Origin of the sequence: Hymenobacter sp. UYCo722, assembly GCF_040547115.1 — a bacterium.
Lineage (GTDB): Bacteria > Bacteroidota > Bacteroidia > Cytophagales > Hymenobacteraceae > Hymenobacter.
Genome location: NZ_JBEPPC010000003.1, coordinates 213633 through 237662 on the forward strand (window position 1 = coordinate 213633; position 24030 = coordinate 237662).

At 62.6% G+C, this 24030-nt stretch carries 23 protein-coding genes and 2 pseudogenes; 10 read left to right on the plus strand and 15 right to left on the minus strand.

The genetic code is table 11. The features are described from left to right. Window positions 1-83: 83 nt before the first annotated feature. Entirely contained in the window at window positions 84-1379 is a 1296-nt protein-coding gene (locus ABIB44_RS10465; RefSeq protein ID WP_354584609.1) for an aminopeptidase P N-terminal domain-containing protein, read from the plus strand. Window positions 1380-1514: 135 nt separating this feature from the next. Here ABIB44_RS10465 and ABIB44_RS10470 read toward each other — a convergent pair whose 3' ends face one another. From ABIB44_RS10470 to ABIB44_RS10505, 8 genes are all read right to left on the minus strand, one after another. Further along, a complete protein-coding gene (locus ABIB44_RS10470; RefSeq protein WP_354584610.1) occupies window positions 1515-2069 on the minus strand; it encodes a DUF4252 domain-containing protein in 555 nt (184 codons plus the stop codon). Window positions 2070-2179: 110 nt separating this feature from the next. Then, on the minus strand, window positions 2180-3838 hold the full coding sequence (locus ABIB44_RS10475) for a hypothetical protein (RefSeq protein ID WP_354584611.1): 1659 nt from the start codon (window positions 3836-3838) through the stop codon (window positions 2180-2182). Window positions 3839-3940: 102 nt separating this feature from the next. Further along, the gene (locus tag ABIB44_RS10480; RefSeq protein WP_354584612.1) at window positions 3941-4351 is read right to left on the minus strand and encodes an EVE domain-containing protein; all 411 of its coding nucleotides are present in this window, start codon (window positions 4349-4351) and stop codon (window positions 3941-3943) included. A 92-nt stretch (window positions 4352-4443) separates the two neighbouring features. Then, window positions 4444-5802, minus strand: a complete 1359-nt coding sequence (locus ABIB44_RS10485) for a DUF3570 domain-containing protein (protein WP_354584613.1) — start codon at window positions 5800-5802, stop codon at window positions 4444-4446. Between the two features lie 42 nt (window positions 5803-5844). After that, window positions 5845-6087: a DUF4266 domain-containing protein gene (locus tag ABIB44_RS10490; RefSeq protein WP_354584614.1), complete on the minus strand. Its 243-nt coding sequence runs from the start codon at window positions 6085-6087 to the stop codon at window positions 5845-5847. Window positions 6088-6106: 19 nt separating this feature from the next. After that, window positions 6107-7159: an FAD:protein FMN transferase gene (locus ABIB44_RS10495; RefSeq protein ID WP_354584615.1), complete on the minus strand. Its 1053-nt coding sequence runs from the start codon at window positions 7157-7159 to the stop codon at window positions 6107-6109. A 63-nt stretch (window positions 7160-7222) separates the two neighbouring features. Continuing rightward, window positions 7223-7903, minus strand: coding sequence for a thioredoxin family protein (locus ABIB44_RS10500; RefSeq protein ID WP_354584616.1), 681 nt, complete (start codon window positions 7901-7903; stop codon window positions 7223-7225). Between the two features lie 216 nt (window positions 7904-8119). Further along, window positions 8120-8542, minus strand: coding sequence for a hypothetical protein (locus tag ABIB44_RS10505; protein WP_354584617.1), 423 nt, complete (start codon window positions 8540-8542; stop codon window positions 8120-8122). 188 nt (window positions 8543-8730) lie between these two features. On the opposite strand from ABIB44_RS10505, the gene ABIB44_RS10510 reads away from it, so the two are divergent. From ABIB44_RS10510 to ABIB44_RS10520, 3 genes are all read left to right on the plus strand, one after another. Then, on the plus strand, window positions 8731-10470 hold the full coding sequence (locus tag ABIB44_RS10510; RefSeq protein WP_354584618.1) for a DNA polymerase/3'-5' exonuclease PolX: 1740 nt from the start codon (window positions 8731-8733) through the stop codon (window positions 10468-10470). A 151-nt stretch (window positions 10471-10621) separates the two neighbouring features. Next, window positions 10622-11686, plus strand: a complete 1065-nt coding sequence (locus tag ABIB44_RS10515; RefSeq protein ID WP_354584619.1) for a glycosyltransferase family 9 protein — start codon at window positions 10622-10624, stop codon at window positions 11684-11686. A 30-nt stretch (window positions 11687-11716) separates the two neighbouring features. After that, the gene (locus ABIB44_RS10520) at window positions 11717-11989 is read left to right on the plus strand and encodes a UBP-type zinc finger domain-containing protein (protein ID WP_354584620.1); all 273 of its coding nucleotides are present in this window, start codon (window positions 11717-11719) and stop codon (window positions 11987-11989) included. 34 nt (window positions 11990-12023) lie between these two features. On the opposite strand, the gene serS is transcribed toward ABIB44_RS10520, so the two are convergent. Next, window positions 12024-13295: a serine--tRNA ligase gene (serS, locus tag ABIB44_RS10525; protein ID WP_354584621.1), complete on the minus strand. Its 1272-nt coding sequence runs from the start codon at window positions 13293-13295 to the stop codon at window positions 12024-12026. 446 nt (window positions 13296-13741) lie between these two features. Between serS and rho the strand changes: the two genes are divergently transcribed. Both rho and ABIB44_RS10535 read left to right on the plus strand, forming a co-directional pair. After that, window positions 13742-16006, plus strand: coding sequence for a transcription termination factor Rho (gene rho / locus ABIB44_RS10530; protein WP_354584622.1), 2265 nt, complete (start codon window positions 13742-13744; stop codon window positions 16004-16006). A gap of 357 nt (window positions 16007-16363) precedes the next feature. Then, window positions 16364-17026, plus strand: coding sequence for a DsbA family protein (locus ABIB44_RS10535; RefSeq protein ID WP_354584623.1), 663 nt, complete (start codon window positions 16364-16366; stop codon window positions 17024-17026). Window positions 17027-17105: 79 nt separating this feature from the next. Here ABIB44_RS10535 and ABIB44_RS10540 read toward each other — a convergent pair whose 3' ends face one another. Then, the gene (locus ABIB44_RS10540) at window positions 17106-17738 is read right to left on the minus strand and encodes a hypothetical protein (RefSeq protein WP_354584624.1); all 633 of its coding nucleotides are present in this window, start codon (window positions 17736-17738) and stop codon (window positions 17106-17108) included. Window positions 17739-17954: 216 nt separating this feature from the next. Between ABIB44_RS10540 and ABIB44_RS10545 the strand changes: the two genes are divergently transcribed. Beyond that, a complete protein-coding gene (locus tag ABIB44_RS10545; protein WP_354584625.1) occupies window positions 17955-18431 on the plus strand; it encodes a hypothetical protein in 477 nt (158 codons plus the stop codon). A 29-nt stretch (window positions 18432-18460) separates the two neighbouring features. Here ABIB44_RS10545 and ABIB44_RS10550 read toward each other — a convergent pair whose 3' ends face one another. From ABIB44_RS10550 to ABIB44_RS10565, 4 genes and pseudogenes are all read right to left on the minus strand, one after another. Then, window positions 18461-19333: a UbiA family prenyltransferase gene (locus ABIB44_RS10550; protein WP_354584626.1), complete on the minus strand. Its 873-nt coding sequence runs from the start codon at window positions 19331-19333 to the stop codon at window positions 18461-18463. 77 nt (window positions 19334-19410) lie between these two features. Next, entirely contained in the window at window positions 19411-20223 is an 813-nt protein-coding gene (locus ABIB44_RS10555; protein WP_354584627.1) for a class I SAM-dependent methyltransferase, read from the minus strand. An 83-nt stretch (window positions 20224-20306) separates the two neighbouring features. Next, window positions 20307-20600 (minus strand): annotated as a pseudogene (locus ABIB44_RS10560) (ferritin-like domain-containing protein); the annotation flags it as partial. A 15-nt stretch (window positions 20601-20615) separates the two neighbouring features. Beyond that, a complete protein-coding gene (locus ABIB44_RS10565; protein WP_354584628.1) occupies window positions 20616-20954 on the minus strand; it encodes a hypothetical protein in 339 nt (112 codons plus the stop codon). A gap of 261 nt (window positions 20955-21215) precedes the next feature. On the opposite strand from ABIB44_RS10565, the gene ABIB44_RS10570 reads away from it, so the two are divergent. From ABIB44_RS10570 to ABIB44_RS10580, 3 genes and pseudogenes are all read left to right on the plus strand, one after another. Further along, window positions 21216-21881, plus strand: a complete 666-nt coding sequence (locus tag ABIB44_RS10570) for a response regulator transcription factor (protein ID WP_354584629.1) — start codon at window positions 21216-21218, stop codon at window positions 21879-21881. A 664-nt stretch (window positions 21882-22545) separates the two neighbouring features. Beyond that, window positions 22546-22911 (plus strand): annotated as a pseudogene (locus ABIB44_RS10575) (histidine kinase dimerization/phospho-acceptor domain-containing protein); the annotation flags it as partial. Between the two features lie 305 nt (window positions 22912-23216). After that, window positions 23217-23438 (plus strand): ATP-binding protein, encoded by a 222-nt coding sequence (locus ABIB44_RS10580; protein ID WP_354584630.1) that lies wholly within the window; start codon window positions 23217-23219, stop codon window positions 23436-23438. Here the strand turns inward: ABIB44_RS10580 and ABIB44_RS10585 are convergent. Beyond that, window positions 23413-23892 carry a hypothetical protein gene (locus ABIB44_RS10585; RefSeq protein WP_354584631.1) on the minus strand — a complete coding sequence of 160 codons (480 nt, stop codon included), beginning with the start codon at window positions 23890-23892 and terminating at the stop codon, window positions 23413-23415. The two genes, ABIB44_RS10580 and ABIB44_RS10585, sit on opposite strands and share 26 nt — an antisense overlap. Between the last annotated feature and the right edge of the window lie 138 nt (window positions 23893-24030).

Consider the following 24030-nt stretch of genomic DNA (forward strand, 5'->3'; position numbering starts at 1 on the left):
GCTCGCCCCGAGCCAGGGCTTTTTGCTGCCTACGGGTAGCGGCTGCCTAACTTGCGGCAACCAATCCAACCAAGCTTCCACCCATGCGCTACGCCCCCCTCGCTCCCGAGCTTTTTGTTGAAAACCGCCGCCGCTTTCGCGAGCTGCTGCCACCGGCCTCGCTGGCCATTTTCCAAAGCAACGACGTGATGCCAACCAATGCCGACGGCACCCTGGCATTCCGGCAGAATAATGATTTGTTCTACCTAAGCGGCGTCGACCAGGAGGAGAGCATCCTCGTCATTTTTCCGGATGCGCGCCTGCCCCAGCACCGCGAAATTCTATTTCTGAAGGAAACTTCCGACCATATTCTCATCTGGGAAGGCTACAAGCTGACCAAGGACGAGGCCCGCCAGAACTCGGGCATCCCGACCATCATGTGGCTCGATAGCTTTAACGCGGTGCTGCCCGCGCTGATGAACGAGGCCGAAAACGTGTATCTGAACTCGAACGAGCACATTCGGGCCGTGGTAGAGGTAGAAACCCGCGACGTGCGCTTTATCAAAAAGCTGCAGGCTCAGTACCCGCTGCATACCTACCGCCGCGCTGCCCGCCTGCTGCACCAGCTGCGCGCCATCAAGAGCCCCGAGGAAATCCGGGTGATGCGCCAGGCCTGCGACATTACGGGCAAGGCATTACGGCGGCTGCTGGGTTTTGTGCAGCCCGGCGTGTGGGAGTTCGAGATTGAGGCCGAAATCGTGCACGAGTTCATGCGTAACCGCAGCCGGGGGCCGGCCTACGGCAGCATTGTGGCCAGCGGCAAAAACGCCACCGTGCTGCACTACACCACCAACGATAACCAGTGCCAGAATGGCGACGTGATTCTGCTCGACTTCGGGGCCGAATACGCCAACTACGCGGCCGACCTCTCGCGCTCAATTCCGGTGAACGGCAAGTTCAGCCCCCGCCAGCGCCAGGTGTATGACGCGGTGCTGGCCGTAATGGATTTCGCCAAAACGCGCCTCGTGCCGGGTACCGAAATTGAGGAATACCACCGCCAGGTGGGCGAAGCCATGGAGCAGCAGCTCATCAAACTCGACCTGCTGAACGCCAACGACGTGCAGAACCAGGACCCCGCCGCGCCGCTCTATAAAAAGTATTTCATGCACGGCACCAGCCACTACCTGGGCCTCGACGTGCACGACGTGGGCTACAAGTACCGCACCTTCGAGGCGGGCATGGTGTACACGGTGGAGCCAGGTATCTACATTCCCGAAGAGAGCCTGGGTATTCGCCTGGAAAATGACATTCTCCTCACCGCCAGCGGCAACGAGGATTTAATGGCCAATATTCCGTTGCAAGCCGACGAAATTGAGGCGCTGATGACAAAGGCTCGGTAGGAGTACTCTTCCAAAAGGCAGAACGTCATGCTGAGCTTGCCGAAGCATCTCTACCGCACAAGTAATTAGTTACTATTGCGGTAGAGATGCTTCGGCAAGCTCAGCATGACGTTCTTTTTTTTGGCTATCCGAAGGCTACTTGCTGGTGGCCTGCACGAGCTGCGGCAGGTACTTGGCCAGGGCCTGTACCTGCCCGCGGGTGAAATTGCCATCAACGGCTACCAGCACGAACGAGTCGGCTGCGTCGGGCAGCTTGCCGAGGGCGGCAAACTCCGAAACCCGGTCGCCCGAGGCGCGCACCGAAACCTGGTAGTCGCTGCCGGCCGCGCCGCCCACCGAAATGGGCTCATACTTATTGCCCTTAAGAATGCCTTCGGCTTCCTGGCGTAGGCCTTGGTTGGCCAGCTCGCGGGCCGTGGCCGTGGTGGGCGCGAAACTGATGACTTTGGCCGACCGGATGCCGGTAATGGCGTTGGTCAGGTCGGAGCCGCCAAGCAGCTTGGCGGCTTTCACCAGGGCCAGGCGCTGGAGCAGGTCGGCCGACCACTCGGTGGTTTTGAAACCTTCGCGGCTCTCATACTTCGAGAAGAACGAGGCCACGGTGCGGGCCGGCGTGCCGGGGCCGCCGGCGCGGCAGCCCACCAAGAGCAAAAACAGAAATAGCGCGGGGAAACGAATTTTGGTCATCATGCGGCAAAGGTGCGGCCTGGGCCGGGAAAAGCAGCCTCGGATGTTCGGCGCTGGCCCGCCAATACTACGAGGCCGAGCGCCGGTTGTTGGCCGCCGGGCCTTTTTTCAACCTACTGAAACATTACCGTATTCATGAAAAACACTTCGCGGTCGGGGCCGTGGCTCACGCGCACATGCTGGTAGCCCAGGGCCACGAAGCGGCCGCCATACCAGGGCAGCAGGTCATACTGGTCGGTGTCGGTGGCCCGCTCCAGGCCTTGCTCGGCCGGGCCGGTGCCAGTGCTGATGGGAACATGCAGGTCATTGGGGGCCGTTTCGCCGCGGTTCACTACTTTGTAGCGCAGCTTATTCTCGTCTAGATAAGCCAGCACGAGGCGGCCATCGGGCAGCGACTGCAGGCGCACGGCTTCTTCGAGGTCGGTGCGGCGCAGGTTTTCCACCACGAAAATATTGTCCCAGATTAGGTTGCCCTTGCGGTCGAAGCCGCAGACCAGCGCATGGGTGGTCTGGTAGCCGTCGAAAGCCCGGTTATTGCCGTAGGGCGAGTAGCCGCCGGGCGAATACGCCGAGCCCGGGCTGCCGTAGCCATAGGCCGACGAATAATACTGGTTGCCGAAAGAGCTGAAAGGGCTCCCATAGTAAGAGCCGTAATTATTGTAGCGGTAGTGGGGCAAATACACTTCCGCTACCAGCACATAGCCGCCGTCGGGCTGCGGCAGCAACTCGTGCAGCAGCAGGCGATAGCGCCAGCGCATGGGCGAGACCGAGCGTGCCAGCCGGCGCGCCACGCGCTGCCGCAGGTGGGCCTGCTTGCTGGGCTTGAGGTAGTCGAAAAAGTGCTTGAGGTGCAGGAAATCGTAGAAGCGCAGCGGTGCTTTGGCGGCCCCGGTTCCGCCCGGTGCGGGCCGGCGAAGGTCGGTGGCAAATACACCCTGGGCGTAGTTGGGGTCGCGCAGCGAGTAGGTGCCCATCAGCAGGCGGGCGGTGGTGTCCTGCGGGGGCGTTATCTGGGCCGTGATGAGGCTGCGCTCGCTCTCGGCCTGCACAAACTCGGAGCTCACGAGCTGGCCTTTGTCGGTGAGCTGCTTGAGGAGCAGGCGGCTTTTGCGGCCGTTTGTCTGGCTTAGTACATACTCGGCGCGGCGGGTAGCGGCATCGGCCACGAAGGTGAGCTGGGTGGGCACGTTTTCGTAGACCGAAGGCAGGTACTGCATCTGGCCGGTAGCCACATCGAGCAGCAGGGCCGTGACGTGGAGCTGGTCCTGCAGCAGTACGGTAGCAAACAGGCGGCCGTCGAGCGCTTTCAATTCCACTACTTCGCGGCTCAGCTTGGTGTCGAACTGCTGGCTGCGCGTCTGGCCCAGCGGGCCGTTGTAGGCGGCTACCAGCAGGCGGCCCGCCGTGTTGCGCGAGGCAAAAAGGGCATATACGGTAGTGCCCTCGGCGCACATCCGCACGAAGCTGAACTCGTCGGCCACTTTGAGCGGGGTTTCCCGGCGCAGGTGCAAATCGTGGCCGTACTGCTGGAAGCTGTAGTCGGTGTGGCTGGAGAGGGGGTGCTCGCGGCCCACCAGCAGCACCACGGTGCTATCGGCGGCCAGGGCCTGCACGTGTACCTCGCTGTCGCGGTCGGTGAGGGGCAGCTCGGTGCGCGCCGTTTGCACCGGAGCGTTGGCCGGGAGTGCAAGCGGTTTTTGGGCCCACGCGCACACCGGCAGCGCCAGGGTTCCGCAGCAGGCCAGCAGCAGGGCAAAGTAGCGGTGTTTCATACCCAAAACCGTGAAAATTAGCAACCGATTAGCGTTTGTTTTCAACGCAGATGCTCCTTTAAAGATACAGTGGTTCCGGCCGTTTCGTGCGCTCCCGGCGGGTTATTTCGCGCCCAGCTCCAGAATGGCGTCGAATTCTTCGGGCCGCACCGGCAGCACCGATAGCCGCGACTGCCGAATCAGGGCCAGCTCGCCCAGCCGCGCGTCGGCCTTCAGCTGGGCCAGGCTCACGGGTTGCGGCAGGGGCTGCACCGGGCGCAGCGGCACGGCCACCCAGGGCGAGCCGGCCTCGGCGGTGGCGTCGGGGTGGGCTACGGCGGCCACTTCGGCCACGCCCACCACAGCCTTTTCGCTCACGCTGTGGTAGTAGAGCACGAGGTCGCCGGGCCGCATCAGGTTGAGGTTGTTGCGGGCCTGGTAGTTGCGTACGCCGGTCCAGGCGGTGCCATCTTCCTGCACGAACGTGGTCCAGGAGTAGGCTTCGGGTTCCGATTTAACGAGCCAGTGTTTCACAGTAATGAAAGGGGGAGTTGGTGAGGCTGATGCTTTAGCTGCGCAATTTGCACATGCCAAACACCAAACTAACTATTTCCCCCGCTCACCAATTACAGCGCGAAGCCCAAATCGAAGCCAATGACGTTGGCAATGAGGTCGGCGCGGTCGCCGGCGGCATAAATCGTCGAGCCAAGCTGCTGGTAGTGGGCGTAGCGCAAATCGAGCGACTTCAGGCGCATCACGCGGGGCAGTCCCTGGGCATTTTTACCCGGAACGTGGAAACGGCCGATGCCGTACACCGGCGAGTAGCGCAGGCCCAGGCCCGCCTTGTGGGCCGTGAGGGCCGCCAGGTCGTAGTCGGAAGTGTAGTACTGGTCGGCCACGGAATGCTGGGCGAAGGGCGCGAAATAAGTGGTCGCCGTCTGGGTATGGTAGCGGTAGAAGGGGTAGACCACGAAAAAGGGCGTCACCTTCACCGGTAGCTCCAGCTCCAGGGTGTGGGCCGTGATGCCAAAGTTGTCGTTGTAGAAGCGGTAGAAGCCGCGCACCTGCACCAAGTCGGAGGCGTAGTAGTTCAGGCGCAGGCTGACGGGGTACTTGAAGCGGGCGCGGGGCAGGTTTTCGATGCGGGCCGCCGTGGGAAAGCGCGGAATAAAGTTGTCATTCAGGGTGGGGATGGTATTCGGGGCGGAGTTATCGCGGAAATACACCCGGTGGAATGGCGTGCTCAGCAGCCCGTTCTGCGACACCAGCTCGGTGCTGATGGCCGCCTGCAGGCGTTTGCTGAGCACCTGCGAGTACGTCACCGAAAAGTTGTAGGTCTGGCGGGTATCGGTGCCGTACTGGCTTTTGCCATTGGCGGCCCCCGAGTAGGTGCGCAGCTCAAGGGGCGTAATCAGCGTCACCTGGTCCAGAAACACCTGCCCGGCCATGCTCAGCTGACGGTTGCCGTTCTGCGAGGTTTTGGCAAACGAGGCGGTCGCATTGAACGAGAGGTAGTCGTATTCTTTCGATACGCCCACGCCCGCGCCCCAGATGGTGCCCTTGGCTTTTTGCTCGCGGCTGTAGCCAAAGTCGCCGTGCACGCGCACGTCGTTGGCCGAAGGGGTGCTCAGCGCGAAGTCGATGCGGTCGGTCGAGGCCGAGGCGTAGAAGTCGGCCCCCACGTTCACGCTCAGCCGGCTCACGGTGTCCAGCGGCACGTTCACGATGATGGCCGGCGACACGTCGGTGAGCTGCTGGGTGCCGCGGCCGCCCTCTACCGCGCCGTGGCTGCCGGTTTGCTGGTAGTAGCCGCCGATGATGTCGATGGTCGTTTCGTCGGCCGCGCGGCTCACCGGTACCGCCGGCCCCACGGGCGCACCGTAGCCGTCGATGCGGTTCGGGTTTTGCGTGGTGCCGGTTTGGGCCCGGGCCGGAATGGCCAGGGTGCCCAGGGCCAGCAGCGGGAGAAGGAGTATATTTTTCAAGAAACTGATTTTTAGTAGCACGTCATGCGCATTGCTCATTGCTCAGTTGCAGCCGCAGCCGCCGCCTACTTTGCCACCGTTGGCCCCGCCAGCTCCTTCGCGGTAGCTCTCGAAGTTGGTTTCGGGGGCTTCGACAGTTTTACCGGCCAGCTTCATGTCCTCGTCGTTGAGGTACACTTTCTGATAGGCTGCCACTGTCACACAGCTGGGCAGGGCGGCCCCGAGCGGAAGCAGCAGCAGCCCCAGCGCCAGGCGCGGGTGGGCCGAAAGAAATGTTCTTTTCATAATCATATGATACAGAAAATCAGGGGTGGGCCGCCGGGTTGGTACCGTGATAAAAATTAAGCGTCATGCCCCGCGAGGCCAGCGTGCGGTTGTCGTCGGTTATCAGCGTGCAATCAACGCCCTTCAGCTTGTTGATAAATGCCAAACCGGCGGTTGGGCCTTTCACGAATACGACTTCGTCCAATCCATCGGCGAGCTCCACGTCGGGGCAGAGGATGGTGACCGAGCGCAGCCCGATGGACGGGTAGCCGGTGTGCGGGTTGATGATGTGCCCGTACACCTGCCCGCCCACCGTGAAATACTGCTCGTAGTTGCCGGCCGTCACCACGGCCATGTCCGTCACGTCGACGAAAGCGGCCACGCTGTTCGGGTGGTCGGGGTTGCCGATGGCCACGCGCCAGAGCGAGCCATCGGCCTGCCGCCCCCAGCAGTAAATGTCGCCCGAGCCGTTCATCAGCCCGCCCTGGATGCCCATTTTGTCGAGCACCTGCTTGGCCCGGCGCAGTCCGTAGCCCTGCAGAATGCCCGCCAGGTTGATGCGCATGCCTTTTTCGGGTAAAAAAACCGTGTGCGCCGCGGCGTCCATCTTGATTTTTTGCCAGCCAATGCGCCGCACCGAAGCCCGGATAGCCGCCGAATCGGGCAGGGTAGGGTGGGCCTGTCGGTCGAACTTATATAACTTGTCGGCGCTGGCGAAGGTGATGTCGAATGCGCCGTCGCTGAGGCGCGACAAGTTTAGGGTGCGGGTTATCAGGTCGAAGGTTTCGGCCGATACGGCCACCGGCCGCAGTCCCGCCGCCCGGTTGATGCGCACGACCTCGGAAGTCGAGTCCCAAAACGACATCAGCCGGTCGATGCGCCGCACCTCGCCCAGGCCGGCGCGCAGGGCCCGCTGCCCGGCCGAGTCATTCTCGGCGACCACCGTGAAGGTGAAATGCGAGCCCATGAGGTGGGCGCTCTGGGTGAACGTATGACGCGGACCCGAAACGGTTTGGGCGCTGCCCGACCCCGCTGCAAACAGCACGACCAGCAGCGCCCAAAAGGCTAATCCAGGTTTCAGACTTATTTGCATACTGCTAGCAGAAACCCCGGGAGCGGGCATTGGTTCGGGCCGGCTCTCAATCATTTACATTTATTAAAGCGAGGGCACTACCTTTTTCAGGTAAGCCTCGAAGGCGGCGGGCCCCCCGGCAATGTAGCCGGTCTTGGCCAGCACCTTGCCCTCGGGCGAGATGATGACGGCCAGCGGGAAGTCGCCCTCGCGGTTGAGCTGGGCGGCAGCGGTCTCGTTCAGCTTCAGCTGGGCCGCGGCGGGCTGGTTCTTCTTCATTCTCGGAAAATCGAAGTGAGCCAGCACCAGCTTGTCCTTGGCGTAGGCCATGAACTCGGGTTTAGCAAAAACCTCCTGCTCGTACATAATGCAGGGCTTGCACCAGTCGGAGCCCGAAAAAACGGCCAGAATTGGGCGGTTGGCGGCTTTGGCAGCCGCCTTGGCCGCCTCGAGGTCGGTGAGCCAGCCGGTCGGCATTTCGGCGGCTGGGGCTACGGCTGGTATCGGCGCGGTGACCGGAACGGCGTCTACCACTACCTGCGGCGCGGAAGCCACGGGCGAGGTGGGTTGCGGAGCTGCCAGCGGGGTGGGCATCACCGTCATATTACTCTTGGCCACGGCACCAGTGGCGCTGGTGGTTTTCGTCTTGATTTTATCGTTTTTGACCTTGATGGTGGTTTTCTGGGCCAGCACGGAGCCGGCGCTCAACAGGGCCAGGCCCAAAGCCAGGGTGCGACTAACACCGAAAGCGGAAGTGAATTTCATGGCGAATAGATTGGAGGAATGGCCGCCGCCTGACTACGGAAGCTTGAAAATGGATACGAGCCCGCCCGACAGAGGTTGAAAATGCCCGGGCAGCCTTACACCCCTTGCCTCACCAAAAGTCCGGCCACTTCATGAAAGCTAAATGAACTTCATCGAGGTACAGCCGAATCGGGCGGGGGTATCGCTCCCTTTGGGCCCCGACCTAACGAGCCATGCTTACGGTAGCTGCCGCAGCTTCAGCACCTTTTTATTTTTATCGAGGGAGATGATTTTGAGGGTATAATCCGGGCTCTGCCCATCGGTGAGGTGGATGCGCAGGCGGGCGTCGCCGGCAGCCGTCCAGGTACCGGGGCGACCGTTCAGGCCATCGGTGGGGGCGATGTCGAACTGCTCGAAGCGACCGTAGGATTTCAGGGCGAAGCCGGTGCGACCCCGGGCCGGCGGAAACGGGTAGGTGTTGGGCCGGTACACCAGCGTATCGCCCCGGTTTTCTTCGTGCGAGGCCAGCCAGGTGCCCTCCAGCTGCTTCATGGTAGTGGGCGAGGTGCTGATGACGGCCGGCTTGTTGGGATGGCAGGCGGCGACCAGCAGCAACGGGGGCAGCAGCAGCCGACGGGCCAGAATGGTTGGGTTGCGCATAGCGAGTGAGGGCGGGATGGTTGCCAAGGTACGGCTGGGGTAATGGGGCGGTTGAGAACCGCAGGCTGCGCCCGGCCCGACGGGCTGATAATGTTCCGTTGCCCTGCCCGCCTTGCTCCCGGCACCTCGCCCAACGCCGCGCAACCCCCGCGCAAGCTACCTTCGCGCCTCCCAAACGACCCTACCCCGTGGATAACCGCGCCCTGACCCGCGCCTTCAAGCTGGCCGCCCAGCTGATGGAGCTGCACGACGAAAACCCCTTTAAAATCCGCGCCATCGAAGGCACGGCCAGCGCCCTCGACGCCCTGAGCTTTCCGGTGGCCGAGGTGGAACGCGCCGGCCTGCCCGACCGCACCGGCCTGAGCAAAACCGCCGCCGCCAAAGTGGCCGAGCTGCTCGACACCGGCACCTTCTCCGACCTGCAGCGCCTGCTGGACGTGACGCCCCCCGGGGTGGTCGAGATGCTGAGCATCAAAGGCATTGGCCCCAAGAAAATCCGCAGCCTGTGGCGCGAGCTGAACCTCGAAACCATCGAGCAGCTGCGCGAAGCCGCCGAAACCGACCAGGTGAGCCAGCTCAAAGGCTTCGGCAAAAAGACCCAGGACAGCATCCTGGAAGCCCTCGAATTTGCGGGCCAGAGCAAGGGCAAGCTCCTTTACCCGCAGGCCGAAAAGCTGGGCGACGAGCTGGCCCAGCTGCTGCGCGCCGGCCTCAAAACCGAGCAGATAGCCGTGGCCGGCGAAATTCGCCGCCGCCTCGAAACCGTGGAAACCGTGCGCCTCGTGGCCGCCACCGACCAGCCGGCCCGGGCCCACGAGCTGCTGAACACCACGGCCGGCCTCACGCCCGACCCGCGCCGTTCGGGCCCGTTTGCCTGGCGCGGCGCGGCTACCGAGTCGGGCACGCGGGTGGAGGTGCTGCTGGTGAAGCCGGAATATTTCACCACCGAAGTCTTTCTGAATTCGGCCGCCGAAGCGCATTTGAGCGAGCCGCTCGCTGCTTCGGCTCTCACGCTGCGGCAGCTGGCGCGACGCGAGAAATTCCAGCTGGAAGAAGCGTTGTACGAGAAAGCCGGCCTGCAATTCATCGTGCCCGAACTGCGCGAAGGCCTGGGTGAAATTGCCCTCGCCGCCGACCAAAAGCTGCCCCACCTGCTCGAAGACGGCGACCTGCGCGGGTCGCTGCACAACCACAGCACGTACTCCGACGGCAACCACAGCATCCGCGAAATGGCCACCTGGCTGCGTGACCACGGTTACCAGTACCTCGGCCTGTGCGACCATAGCCAAGCCGCTCACTACGCCAACGGCCTGAGCGTAGAGCGCGTGCGCCAGCAGCACCAGGAAATCGATAAGCTGAACGCCGAGCTGGCCCCGTTCCGCATCTTCAAGGGCATCGAAAGCGACATCCTCAGCGATGGCTCGCTCGATTACCCCAGCGAGGTGCTGGCCAGCTTCGACTTCATCGTGGCCTCGGTGCACTCCAACCTGAAGATGGATGAAGCCAAGGCCACCAACCGCCTGCTGCGCGCCATCGAAAACCCGTATACCACCATGCTGGGCCACCCAACGGGCCGCCTGCTGCTGCGCCGCCAGGGCTACCCCATCGACTACAAAGCAGTGATTGACGCCTGCGCCCAGCACAACGTCATCATCGAAATCAACGCCAACCCCTGGCGGCTCGACCTCGACTGGCGCTGGGTGCGCTACGCCCTCGACCAGGGCGTGCCCCTCAGCATCAACCCCGACGCCCACCACACCAATGGCTACGAGGACATGCGCTACGGCGTGATGATGGGCCGCAAAGGCCATTTGACGAAGGAGATGACCTTCAACGCGAAGTCGGTGGAGAAAGTGGCGGCTTATTTCGAAGCCCGCAAAGCCAACATCATCCCGCCGCTCGAATTCAAGAAGTCGTTGTTTGAGTAGGAATCACGATAAATCAGGTGCAACCCAGAACGTCATGCTGAGCGAAGTCGAAGCATCTCGACCGCAAGAGTAATTCATTGCATTGCGCAGCAGGGATGCTTCGACTTCGCTCTGCATGCCGTTCCTTTTGATTGTTGGCCATTGGCTACAAATGAAAATCCTCGTTCTCCGCTTTTCTTCTATTGGCGACATTGTCCTCACCACGCCGGTGGTGCGGGCGCTGGCGCAGCAGGTGCCGGGCGCGGAAGTACATTTTGCCACCAAGCCCGGCTACCGTGGCCTGCTCGATGCCAACCCCTATGTGGCCAAAGTGCACTGCCTCACGGGTAGCCTGGGCGAGCTGGTGCGGGAGCTGCGGGCCGAGAAGTACGACTACATCGTCGACCTGCACCACAACCTGCGCACGCGGCTTATCAAGCTGCAATTGGGCGTGAAATCCGGCAGCTTCGACAAGTTGAACTGGCCGAAATGGCTGCTGGTGAACTTCAAAATTGACCGCCTGCCGCGCGTGCACATCGTGCAGCGCTACCTGGCCGCCGCCGCCGCGCTCGGCGTGACAGACGACGGCCTCGGCCTCGACTATTTTATCCCAGCCGGGCAGGAAGTAGCCCTGGATACGCTGCCCGTGCCGTTCCGGCGCGGCTACGTGGCCGTGGCCATCGGGGCGCAGCACGCCACCAAGCGCCTGCCCGTTGAGAAACTTATTGAGCTGTGTGCCAAGCTCGCCCCGCGCCCCATCGTGTTGCTCGGTGGTCCCGAGGACGAAAGCATTGGCCACGTCATCGAAGAGGCCTTCGCGACGCAGGCTGCCGCGGCCCAGCCCACGGCTGTCGTGCCCGACAGCCCGTATTATTTCCCCAAAAATTCACCCATCCAGGCCGCCGCTCCGCCCCTCATTATCAATGGCTGCGGGCGCTACTCGCTGCACCAGTCGGCCTCGCTGCTGCGGCAGGCCGATTTAGTGGTGAGCCACGACACCGGTCTGATGCACATCGCGGCCGCCTTCGGCAAGGAGATTTTCAGCGTGTGGGGCAACACCGTGCCCGCTTTTGGCATGTACCCGTTCCGCACCGAGTTTAGGGTGCTGGAAGTACCGGGCCTCAGCTGCCGGCCCTGCTCAAAAATCGGCTTCGATAAGTGCCCCCAGGGCCATTTTAAGTGCATGCGCGAGCAAAGCCTGAGCTTGGACCTGCCTCCGCCCCGCGACGGGCGCTAACTTGAGGCGTCAACGCCAGCCCCCGCCGCCATGTCCGAAACCGAACCCTGCCAGCACCTCACGGCCCTCACCAAGCTCAAAACGGCTTCCGAATACGCTTGCTCCGAGTGCGTAGCCCTCGGCGACGACTGGGTGCACCTGCGCGTGTGCCAGCAGTGTGGCCACGTCGGCTGCTGCGACTCGTCCAAAAACAAGCACGCCACCCGGCACTTTCACGCCAGCCAACACCCGGTTGTATCATCCGCCGAGCCCGGCGAACAATGGCTCTGGTGCTACGTGCATGAGGAAATGGCGGAGTATTAGGTGTCTGAACCCAGGAATCCGGTAAATCCGCGGTTCAGACAATCATCCCAAACCCGCAGTAGCTATGCAGCACTGCCGGCAGCTTGATGCCCTCCGCCGTCTGGTTATTCTCCAGCAGCGCGGCCACGATGCGGGGCAGCGCCAGCGCCGAGCCATTCAGCGTGTGCAGCAGCTGGGTTTTACCCTCCACTTTGTAGCGGCACTTGAGGCGGTTGGCCTGGTAGGTTTCAAAGTTCGACGCCGAGCTCACTTCGAGCCAGCGGCCCTGGGCGGCGCTCCACACTTCCAAATCATACGTCAGGGCGCTGGTGAAGCCCATGTCGCCGCCGCAGAGGCGCAGCACGCGGTAGGGGAGCTGCAGTTTTTGCAGCAGGCCTTCGATGTGGGCCACCATAGTGTCGAGGGCGGCGTAGCTTTTTTCGGACTCCGTAATCTGCACGATTTCCACCTTGTCGAACTGGTGCAGGCGGTTGAGGCCGCGCACATCGGCACCCCACGAGCCGGCCTCGCGGCGGAAGCAGGGCGTGTGCCCGGCAATGCGCACGGGCAGCTTTTCGACCGGAATAATCTCGTCGCGGTAAATATTGGTCAGTGGCACCTCAGCCGTCGGGATGAGGTAGAGGTCGTCCTTGGCGTCGTGGTACATCTGGCCCTCCTTATCGGGCAGCTGGCCGGTGCCGTAGCCGCTGGCCTCGTTCACCAGAATGGGCGGCTGCATCTCGGTGTAGCCGGCATTGCGGGCTTCATCGAGGAAAAAGTTGATGAGCGCGCGCTGTAAACGGGCCCCCTGGCCCTTATATACGGGGAAGCCCGCGCCGGTAATTTTCACGCCCAGCTCGAAGTCGATGATGTCGTACTTCTTAATCAGGTCCCAGTGAGGCACGGCGTCGGGGCCGAGCTCGGGTTTGGTGCCGTGCTCGCGCACGATTTCGTTGTCCTGGGCGGCGCGGCCTTCGGGCACGCTGGCGTGGGGCAGGTTGGGCAGCTTATAGAGGAGCTGCTGCTGCTCTTTCTCGACCTGGGCCAGTTCGGCGGCGGCGGCCTGGGTGTGCTGTTTGAGCTCGGCGGTGCGGGCCTTGAGGGTTTCGGCCCCGGCCTTGTCGCCGGCTTTCATCAGGCCACCGATTTGCTGGGCGAGCTTGTTGGCTTCGGCCTGGGCCGAGTCGTGGCTGGTCTGGAGCTGGCGGCGGCGCTGGTCGAGGTCGAGAATGGCGGCCACGTCGGCGGGACCGGTGGCGTAGCGCTTTTTGGCGAGGCCGGCCAACACGAAGTCGGTCTGGTCGCGGAGAACGGAAAGTTGCAGCATGGGAGCAGGTTGGGTAACGGGGCAAAGGTCGCACGGAAAACCCGACCCCGCCACTGCCCCGCTGGCCCCGCCGCGAAACAGGACGCAACTTATTTTCGCCACCTGCGTGTTGAGGGCTGGACAGTAGGGCCGTCGATTTGGCCGTTTGCCCGTAATGCGCTAACATTGCGGGAGCAACCGGCCGCCGTGGTCGGGTCAGCGGGCCACCGGGCTCGTCTTCGGCCCGTCTTTTTGCTGAATTTCCAGCGGTCCCGTTCTGCACCTCATTTCCTGTTTATTCCTCTCGCGTCGCGCGTTGCTATCCCGTAGCTCGTCCGGACTCTGCGAATGTTCTGTTCCTGCGGCTTAGCCGCCGTGCCTTAGCTGGCCATTATGCGCCTCCCATGGGCCATTCCGGGCCGCCAGCCCCCGTGCTTCTCCGCCGATGTACTCCCCTTATTCCCTTTATGCACACCATTAACGAGTTGAAGGACCGGCTGCTGTCCGACTTAAAAGAGATTGCTGAGCAACTGAACGTCGGCAACTTCAAGCGCCTCAGCAAGCAGGATTTGATATATAAAATCCTCGACCAACAGGCCCTTAGCCCCGGTGCCGCCGAAGCAGCGCCCGCCCCGGCGGCGGCGACTCCCGCTCCGGCCGCAGCCCCTGCCGCCGCCCGCCCCGTTCGCACCCCTGCCCGCCGGCCGGCTCCCACTACCGCCGAACAACCCTTCTCCGATGTAGCGCCGCCCGTCGCCAAAGCGGCCGCGGTCCGCCCTTTGCGCGGCGCGGCCGCGGCCGCTTCGGCTGTGCTCGCCGCCCCGGTTGCTACCGAGACCCCCACTACTGAAATTTTGGATTCTATTGAGGGGTTAGCCTTGGTAGCGCCTTCGCACGCTGCCGGTGCCATGCTGGCGCAAGGCCCCGAAACCGCCGCCCCGGCACCGGGCGTTGCTGAAACAGCGGAAGTAGCAGCTGCCGCTCCTGAAAACAGCACTGCCCCGGTTGATTCTGCTTCGGAGATGGCCGCCGGCAACTCTGCCCGTACCGACCGCCCCCGCCGCGAGCGCGTGGACCGCGCCGGCCGCCCCATCACCGAGCAGCGCGCCGCCGAAATGGCTGCCGAAAAAGCCGCCGCTGAAGCTTATGCCGCCGCCAACCCTGCCCCCGAGCCCAGCACCGATGCCCGCGAAGGAAATTTCGGCGGCCGTCGCGAGTCCGGTGGCAATGGCTTCTCTGACCGCCGCGAAAACCGCGCCGACCGGTTTGAGCGCGATAACCGCGACGTGCGCGACAACCGCGGCGATAACCAGCCCCGCGCCCCGCGCCAGGACCAGCAGCCCCGCGAAAACCGCAACGACCAGCCCCGCCAGCAGGACCAACCCCGCCAGCAGGACCAAGTGGGCCAGCCCCGCAACGACCAGCCGCGTGGCGATGGCAGCAACAATCAGAACCTGACCCGCGAGGAGCGCTACGCCCAGCGCGAGCTCCAGCGCCAGCAGCGCCGCCAGAATCCCGACGGTTCGCCCCGTGCCGACCAAGGCCAGAACCAGCCCCAGGGTCAAGGCCAAAATCAGCCGCAGAACCAGCAGCAGCGCCCGCAACGCCAGGAGCTGGATTTGGTGGTGCCCGGCGGCGGCACGTTCGAGCTGATGCCCGACGGTGGCTACGGCTTCCTGCGCTCGCCCTACTACAACTACCTCAGCTCACCCGACGACGTGTACGTGTCGCCGCAGCAGGTGAAGCAGTTTGCCATGAAGCCCGGCGATACGGTGGTGGCCACCATCCGGCCGCCGCGCGAGGGCGAGAAATACTTCGCCCTGGTGGGCGTGGAGAGCATGAACGGCCGCACCGTGGAGGAAGTCCGCGACCGGGTGCCGTTCAGCCACCTCACGCCGCTCTTTGCCGACCATCGCCTGAAACTCACCACCAAGTCCACCCAAATCAGTACCCGCGTGCTCGATTTGTTTGCGCCGATTGGTAAGGGGCAGCGTGGTTTGATTGTGGCCCAGCCCAAAACCGGCAAAACGGTGCTGCTGCAGGAAATCGCCAACGCCATCGCCGAAAACCACCCCGAAGTCTACCTCATGGTGCTGCTCATCGACGAGCGCCCCGAAGAAGTGACCGACATGGCCCGCACCGTGAAGGCTGAAGTGCTCAGCTCGACCTTCGACGAAACGGCCGACCGCCACGTGAAAATCGCCGAAATGGCCCTTGACAAGGCCCGCCGCCTCGTGGAGTGCGGCCACGACGTGGTGATTCTGCTCGATTCCATTACCCGCCTGGCGCGGGCTTATAACACGGTGCAGCCCAGTTCGTCGCGCATCCTCTCGGGTGGTATCGACGCGGGCGCGCTGCAAAAGCCCAAGCGTTTCTTTGGCGCGGCCCGCAACGTGGAAGGCGGCGGCTCGCTCACCATCGTGGCCACGGCTCTCATCGAAACCGGCTCCAAAATGGACGAGGTAATCTTCGAGGAATTCAAGGGCACCGGCAACATGGAATTGCAGCTCGACCGCAAGCTGGCCAACAAGCGCGTGTTCCCGGCCATCGACATCCCGGCTTCCGGCACCCGCCGCGAAGACCTGCTAATGAGCAAGGACGAACTGAACCGCGTGTGGGTGCTGCGCCGCTTCATGAACGACATGAGCGCCACCGAAGCCATGGAATTCCTCAAGGACCGCATCAAAGGCACCAAGGACAACGAAGAATTCCTGCTCGCCATGAACGGCTAAATTCCGCCGCTTTCAGCAGCCAGCAAAGAGCCCCTGCCACTCGGTAGTGGGCTCTTTCTTGTTTAGATAGAGTAGGGTGGGGCTGTTTCACGTATTCAGCCAATTAATTGATTAAACCAACGAAAAAAGCACAAAAAAAGCCCGCTACATTGCTGTAACGAGCTTTTGCTAGAATAATAATCGTCGATAATAATAGCTGAGCGGATAATAATCGGTCACTCTAATAAAGCTAGATATCACGGGGCAAACTGCGAGCCGAAGGAATAAATTCATCTTGGCGAAAAATGATTTCAGCTCGCCCTATCAAAGCCTTTGGGCGAGCGATAGGGCGCTATTTTTGGGGAAAAATAGTCGCGTATGCCTCCCGAACCCGCCGCCAATTGCCCCGAACTGCTTTACCTCCACGACCCACTGTGCGGCTGGTGTTACGGCCTGAGCCCCGCAATCAGCCAGATGCAGGCCGATTTTGCCGGCCGGCTCGATGTGTCGGTGCTCTGCGGTGGCATGGTCGTGGGCTCCGATGCCGGCCCCATTGCCAATAGCTGGGACTACATCCGCCAAGCCTTGGCCGAGGTAGAAACCGTGACGGGCGTGCAGTTTGGCGATGCCTTCCGGACACTGGGCGAGACCGGCACTTATCGCTACGATTCGGAGCCGCCGAGCCGGGCCATTGTGGCTTTTCGCCATATCACGCAGGACCCCGCCCAGACTGTGGCCTTTGCTCACGCCGTGCAGCAAGCCCTGTTCCGGGATGGCCACGACCTGAACGAAGCGGCCACTTACGAACCCCTGCTGGCCCGCTTCGGAGTGAATGCAGGCGAATTCGCGCGCCGCTGGGCCGCGCCCGAAACGGCGCAGGCGGCCCGGCAGGAATTTGCGGCCGTGGCCCGAATCGGGGTGCAGGGCTTCCCAACGACCGTGGTGCGGATAGGGGAGCAGGGCTACGTGCTGGCCCGCGGCTACCAGCCCTACGAGCAGCTGCGTGCGGGCCTGGAGCAACTGCTGCGGGAAACGATATGACGTATTGCGGAGTGTTTGCCAGGCTTCCTAGCGGCTCGCTCGGCCATTTTAATGCGGAGCAAGGGTCACCAGCTACGATTTAGCGTACGCGCACCGTCTGTTTTTTCAGCGGCGACCAGGCGATTACGCGCCGGTCTTCCTTGCCCTTCAGGTATTCGAAACCGATGGCATTGGGGCGCTTCTGCAGGTCGCTCCAAGCGGCGCGGGCGAGGTTTTCGATGCCGCTCGGAAACGGTGCTTTGGCCGCCACGGCGGGCGAATGAAACTGCGCGGGTAGGAAAAACCGGTCGATGCGGCGAAGCACGAAGGTTTCGCGCGCGGCGCGGGTGGCGCTGGGGCCTTTCATCTCATACACCAGGGCCGCTTCGAGGTCGGGCTCGGTCAGCATTTCGCGGAAGATGACCTGGCCGGTGGGGTCGGTAATGGTGAGCTCGCCGGTGCCTTCCAGGATAGACGGGCCACGAAAAACCAGCCGGAATAAGTCGGCCGGGCCTTTGGAATTACTGAAATTGTGTTGCGCGCTCACCTGCCGCAGCGTATCGCTCACGGCCGAAACGGCTTTGGCGGCGGCAGTATCGGGCGCGGGCAATGTTTGGGTGGTATCAGGCCCCTGCCGGTCGGCCGCGCGCGAAACCGTACCTTCGTTCACGGCCGAGGGAGTGGAGTTACAGGCTGCCAGCAGCGGCAGCAGGAGGAGCCAGGAAATGCGCATTGGTACAGAAATAGGGTGGTGAAGTTTATATGGTACGGCCGTGCTGCCCGGAAGGTGATAGCTGGGAAGCCGCCGTGCCAAATAGGAGGGCCCGTATTTTTCAGGCAGTTGTATGCAAAAAGCCCGGCCTACGCATCAATCAGCTACTTTCAACCTGCTAAATGACGTGCGATGTGTGCCGTAGCTTTTTACCAATCTGTGCGCCTACTTACAAAATTGCTGAATCCCTGGCGGCTGCTGGTGCTGCTGGCCGTAGCGCCGGCCAGCTACGCCCAAAGTCTGCCCGCCGCCGCCGATAGCTCCCGCGAAACTTCTGCCACCTGGCTGGCGCGGGTGCAGCACCTGCCGCACCCCGGCCAGGTAGCCGCCCTGCGCGAGCGGCTGCGGGCCGATGCTCACCGGACGTTCCGCAACGACCCCTCGCAGATGCCCGTGTGCCTGACCTTCGTGTCAGCTGCTTCGCGAGCTGCCTGGGAAGCTGCCCGTCGCAGTGCCCCCGACACCGTGGTGCACGATGCCCGGATACTATTCGTGCTGAACGGCCGCCCCCTGCAGGGGCTGGAAGCCGCCACAGCCCTGGCTACCGTGCCCATCCGCGCCATCCGGCCACTGCATTTCCTGACTGGTATGACCGCGCAGGCCCTCTACGGCTCGCGTGCGGCGGCTGGCGTGGTAGTAGCTACCACCCGGTAAAGTAGCCGAAGCCCCGCCGCCGGTGCTGGCTACCGCCACAGCAGCATAGCCACGAACGCCGCGCTCAGGCACAGCGACGATACCTGGTTCATGCGCATGGTGTGCTCGAAGTCGGCGGCGGCCTCGTCGTGCCACACGGCCCAGGCCCAGCGGCCGAACAGCGCTACCACCGGCCCGGTCGCCACCAGAAAAATCAGCAGCGGGCGCATTTCCTGGCGCAGCCAGTAGGCCAGCCCCAGCGTGGCCGCCCCCGCCAGCAGCCCAATGGCCGCGAAGATGAACGTGCCCCGGATACCCAGCCGCAGGCTTAGGGTGCGGTCGCCGCGCCGGGCATCTTCCTCGTGCTGGTATACTTGCGTGAGTGGGTAGGAGCCGCACAAAAACAGTGTGCTCACCAGGGCCAGCAGCAGGTTGGTTTTTTCGAAAAGCTGAACTGAACTGGCCCCCACGCCCACCTGCGTCATCAGCAGCGTGAACGCGCCCTGGAACACGACGACAACCAGCGTGCTCAGCAGCGGGTATTTTTTTAGTCGGATTCCTTCGTAGCTGTACGCTTTTGAAATCAGCAGATACACCACCACCAGCGCGGCAAACGGCCACGAGAGCAGCGCCGCGCCCGCCACGGCCAGCGCATCGAACAGCCACACCAGGTGCAGCAGCTCGGGCGTGACTTTGGGTGGCGCTTTTAAGCCGCCGATGCTGCCTTCGTCGCGGTCGTAGTAGGAGTTGTAGCCGTTAGAGGCCGGGTAGGCCAGCAGGTGCAGCACCACGAATACGCCCACGGCCCGCCCGCTGCTCCAGGGCCCGCGCAGCGCGCTCAGCCCAAACCAGAATACGGGCATGAGGTACACCGAAAAGGGAATCCGCAGCAGCGGCAGGGCTTTTTTGTAGTCAGTTAACAAGTAGCAATGAACAGTTAGCAGTTGAGAATGGGCAAAGGTGTCGATAAACAGCAGATTGAGCACTGAATGGCTTAGTACTAACTGTTCACTGCTAACTGTTCATTGGCTACCGGCCAGCCCACCAGGTACGTCACCTGCGGGCCCCACCAGTGGCGCTTGCGGCCAGCCTGCCAGGCAAAAGCACCAGCCGGGTCGGCCGCGTGAGCCAGCGCCAGCAGCTCGGCCGTCGAGTACATGCGCAACAGCGACACCGCGCCATCCCAGATGGTACAGAGCGGAATAAGCGGAATTAAATACGTGAACACCAGCCGGCTGAGCCGGAATGGCCGGAAAAACGGCGTGAGCAGCAGCTGCGCCACCGGGAGCACCGTCACGGCCAGCAGCAGTTCGGCCCAGTGCTTGCCCGCGCCTTCGAACACGCCGATGCCGGTATTGGCCCGCACGGCATCGCGGAGCATTGCGGTGGCTGCCTCGGGTGGAAAATGATGGAAAGCCGAAAAAATGGTGCGGAAGCCCGGCAGATGCGCCGGCACGGCCAGCGCGTTCACCGACGCGGGTTCGAAGCCGATGCGGCCCTGGGTGCGCTGGGCAATATCGGCCCAGGCAATAGGCTGGGGGTAGAGGTCGGTGAGGGTGATGGTGGTGCCGGCCTGGCCCAGGGCCCCCAGGGCGGCCAGCACGGTTTCGGTGCCCCCGCCGGCCCCGGCACCTAGCTCCAGCAGGCGCTGCTGGCCGGTGCGGGCGAGGCCCTCGGCTAGCAGCGGGGCAATGGGCCGATAGGTGCCCAGCGCCGAAATCATAAACCGCAGGTAGTCCATCATTCCGGTCCGGATGACGGCCGGAAACCACGGCAAATCCTCAAATTCAAACAGACGAAGTCGTAGACGCATAGTACGGAGGATACGCAAAAACCACCCGCTCCGCCAGCTTTTCAGCCGACCGAGCGGGTGGTTTTAGGTGAAAGATGCGCGAATTATTGCATCATCACCCGGAATTGCCACACCTGTTTGTCGAGTGCATGGCTGAGTTCCTGCAGCAGGTTGGAAGTAGTTTCGTCAACTTTGCTCATGCTTTCAATGCGCTGGCGCACCCGCTTAGCGGTGGTGTTGATGCGCTCGGTCATCAAAATCAGCACTTGTTTGTCGGACAGATAGCCACCGGGGAAATCGCCCAAGTTGGCCGTGGCGGCCACTACGGGCACCCGTCCGTCGATGGGGTTGCCCACCTGCAGCACTCGCTCGGCCATAACATCGGCGTATTTGCGGTATTCGTCGGCGTTTTCCTAAAGCTTTTCGTGCAGCGAGAGGTAGATGGGGCCGCGCAGGTTCCAGTGGCTTTGCTTGGAGTCGTGGTACAGCTCAAGCAGCTCCACAACAGTGGCTTGCAGCTCCTGGGTAATGGGCTGTCGCTTATCGGCCTCCACCGGAATGAGCTGGTCGGCGGCCGGGTTGCGGTAGTCGAGCTTGCCGCCGTCGGAGGAGGGCGCGTTGGGCGTGTTGTTGGGCACGGCACTACCTACCGGTGGCGTGGTTTGAGGGGCGCTGCGGCGGTTTTGAGCCTGGGCCTGGGGCGCAGCCAGCGAGAGAAGTGCCACCGAAGCAGCCAGCATATAGAATTTCATAGGTAAAAAAAGAGGAGGGAAGAAATACCAGCCATAAGCTGGCCCGCTGAATTGGTGTATATATTCTACCTTACGCCTGCCTACCTTAGATTTTACTTAGAGAAAGGTTAAAATCAGCTTAAAATAATGGCCAGTATGGGGTAGCCGGTATCTAAATGCTGGCCTGGGCCGTTACCAGCTGCATTACCGATGGGTAGTTATCCGGCCAGATTACGCCATCCGGCCGAGCGCGGGTAGTCTGCGCGCCTCATTTCCCTGCTCATGCACTTACTGCTTATTGAAGACGAACCTGGCATTTCCCGCTTCCTCAAGCAGGGCCTGGAAGAGGAAGGATTTGCCGTGGACGTAGCCGACACCGGCCCCGCCGGCCTGGTGCTGGCCAGGCAGCAACCCTACGACCTGCTGCTCGTGGACTGGATGCTGCCCGGCCTGACCGGGCTGGAGGTGTGCCGCCAGCTGCGCACCCAGGCCAACTTCACGCCCCTTATTTTCCTCACGGCCAAAGACACCGTGCACGATACCGTGCAGGGCTTGCAGGCCGGGGCCAACGACTACATTAAAAAGCCCTTCCATTTTGAGGAGCTGCTGGAGCGCATCCGGGTGCAGCTGCGGCCGGCGGCGGCCGTGCCTGAGCGGTTTTCGGTTGGCCCCGTGGTGCTGGATGTGGCTGCCCACCAGGTGCACAAAAACGGTGAGGAAGTGAGCCTCACCCACAAGGAATTTGCCCTGCTCGAATACCTACTGCGCAACAAAGGCACGGTGTGCCGCCGCCAAAGCATTATCGAAAACGTGTGGGATATTCATTTCGAATACAACACCGGCGTGCTCGATGTGTACATGAACGCGCTGCGTAAAAAGCTGGGTATGAGCAAGGACGACGAGTACCTGCAAACCGTGCGCGGCGTGGGTTACGTGGCGCGGGAGTAGAAATGTAGGATGCAGAACGACAGGCCGGGCGCGACAAAGTGTTTCGGAGACTTAAACTAACTAAACTGTTGGTTGGCAAGATGTTTCGCCACGTCCGGCCTGTCCTTTTGAAGCAGCTTTTATTATTTATCCATTCATGGCCCTCACCTTCAAGAACCGCATTGCGCTGCACTACATGCTGGCCACGGCCGCGTTGGTGGCGGCCATGTACGTGATGGTGTTTGGCGTGGTGCGCCAGCAGGTGTATGCCGACCTTGACTACACCCTGCGCTTTGAGGCCGTCAAACACCTCAAGGAAGTGGACCTGAGAGATGACGTGGTGCGTTTCCGGGGCAAGGATGAGTGGCGCGAGCGCGAGCACCGCGAGGTGCAGGTGGCCCCGGTTTTCATTCAACTCACCGATGCGCGGGGGCACGTGCTCGACCGCTCGCCTAACCTCAAGGCCGACCGGCTGGCGTTTGATGCTGCCCACGCGCTGCAGCCGTTGAACTCGATGCTGCGCGGGCGGGCCGTCCGGCAGGTGCAGGAACCCATCGGGCGGGCGGGGCGCACGGTGGGCTACCTGGTGGCGGGGGTGTCGTCCGAAGCCGCGCAACATGTGCTCCATAGCCTGGGGATGGTGCTGCTGGGTACGTTTCCGGTGGTGCTGCTGGTGGTATTTGGCATGGCGCGGGCGCTTGCCGGGCGCAGCATCGCACCCATCGCGGCCATCACGACCACTACCAATCGCATCACGCGGAGCAACCTGGCCGAGCGCATTGCGCTGCCGCCGCGCCCCGATGAGCTGCACACACTGGCCAGCGCCATCAACGGCCTGCTGGGGCGCATCGAGCAGGCCGTAGTCCGCGAAAAACAATTCACCGCCGATGCCTCGCACGAGCTGCGCACTCCGCTGGCCGTGCTCAAAGGCACGCTCGAAGTGCTGGTGCGCAAACCGCGTACCGAGGCCGAATACGTTGAAAATATCAACCTGGGCATTGTCGAAATCGACCGCCTCACCCACCTCGTCGACCAGTTGCTGCTGTTGGCCCGCTTCGAAAACCACGCGAAAGCCATTGAGCAGCAGCCACTGGCGGTATTGAGCGGCGTGCACGACGTGCTGCACCGCCACCGGGCCGACCTCAGTGCCCGCCGGATGCGCGTCGACGTAGCCGACGGCGACCTGCCCGCTATCACCTCCGACCCTTTTCTGGTCGACTTGATTCTGGATAATGTGCTGGCCAACGCCATTAAGTACTCGCCGGCTGGTTCCACCATCAGCGTGGCCCTGGGCAGGAGGGCGGCTGGCAAACCTGTACCATTCGCGACCAGGGCATCGGCATCAGGGCCGATGACTTGGAACAAATTTTTGCCCCCCTCTACCGCTCCGACGCCCTGGCTCACAAGGATGTGCGAGGCACTGGTCTGGGCCTGTCCATCGTGGCCAAAGCCTGCGGCCTGCTTGGCGTCACGACTTCAGTAGCCAGCGAGCTGGGCGGGGGCACCGAATTCACGCTGAAGTTTCCGGCTAAGCAGCCTTATCGGGAGGCGGCTAAGCCAGCACAGGCCAGCGAGTAGGCCGGGGCTGCCACGCCAGTAGCAGGTGGGCCGCCTGCGGCCGCCGAACGGGCCGGGGCCGAAACACCCACAGCGCCGCTACCAGTGCCGTGCCCAGGTAGGGCCACGAGAAACGCAACAAGCTGCCGGCCGGGCCAATGGGTAGCAGGTGCAATAGCGCGAAATTACCCAGTGCAAACACCAGCAGCACGGCCGCCAGCGCCAGCAAGCGGCAGCGCCAGTTTGTGCATTGCCGCTGCGCCAGCGCGAAAACCGGGATGGCCAGCGGAACCGTGGCCAGCGATAGCACCGCCGCCATCAGGCCCACCACCAGCGGAATCACAAAGTCTTCGGGTGAGTAGCGGCAAAAATCCACTAGCAGCCAAGCGGTGCCGCCCAGGTTGCTGAACAGCCAAACAATAAGGGTGCGCCGGGTGGCTGTGAGTGAAATAGGGAGGTGAGCAGAAGTAGGCATAAGGAAAAGTGTTGGCGTGCGTTTGCTCCCATCCTGGGGGTGTGGCGGAAGCGACTGCAACGCTATTCCGGTTTAGCCTTTTGGGGAGTTGGTGCAGCTACGGGCTACTGATAATGAGCGGATTGTGTAAATAATAAT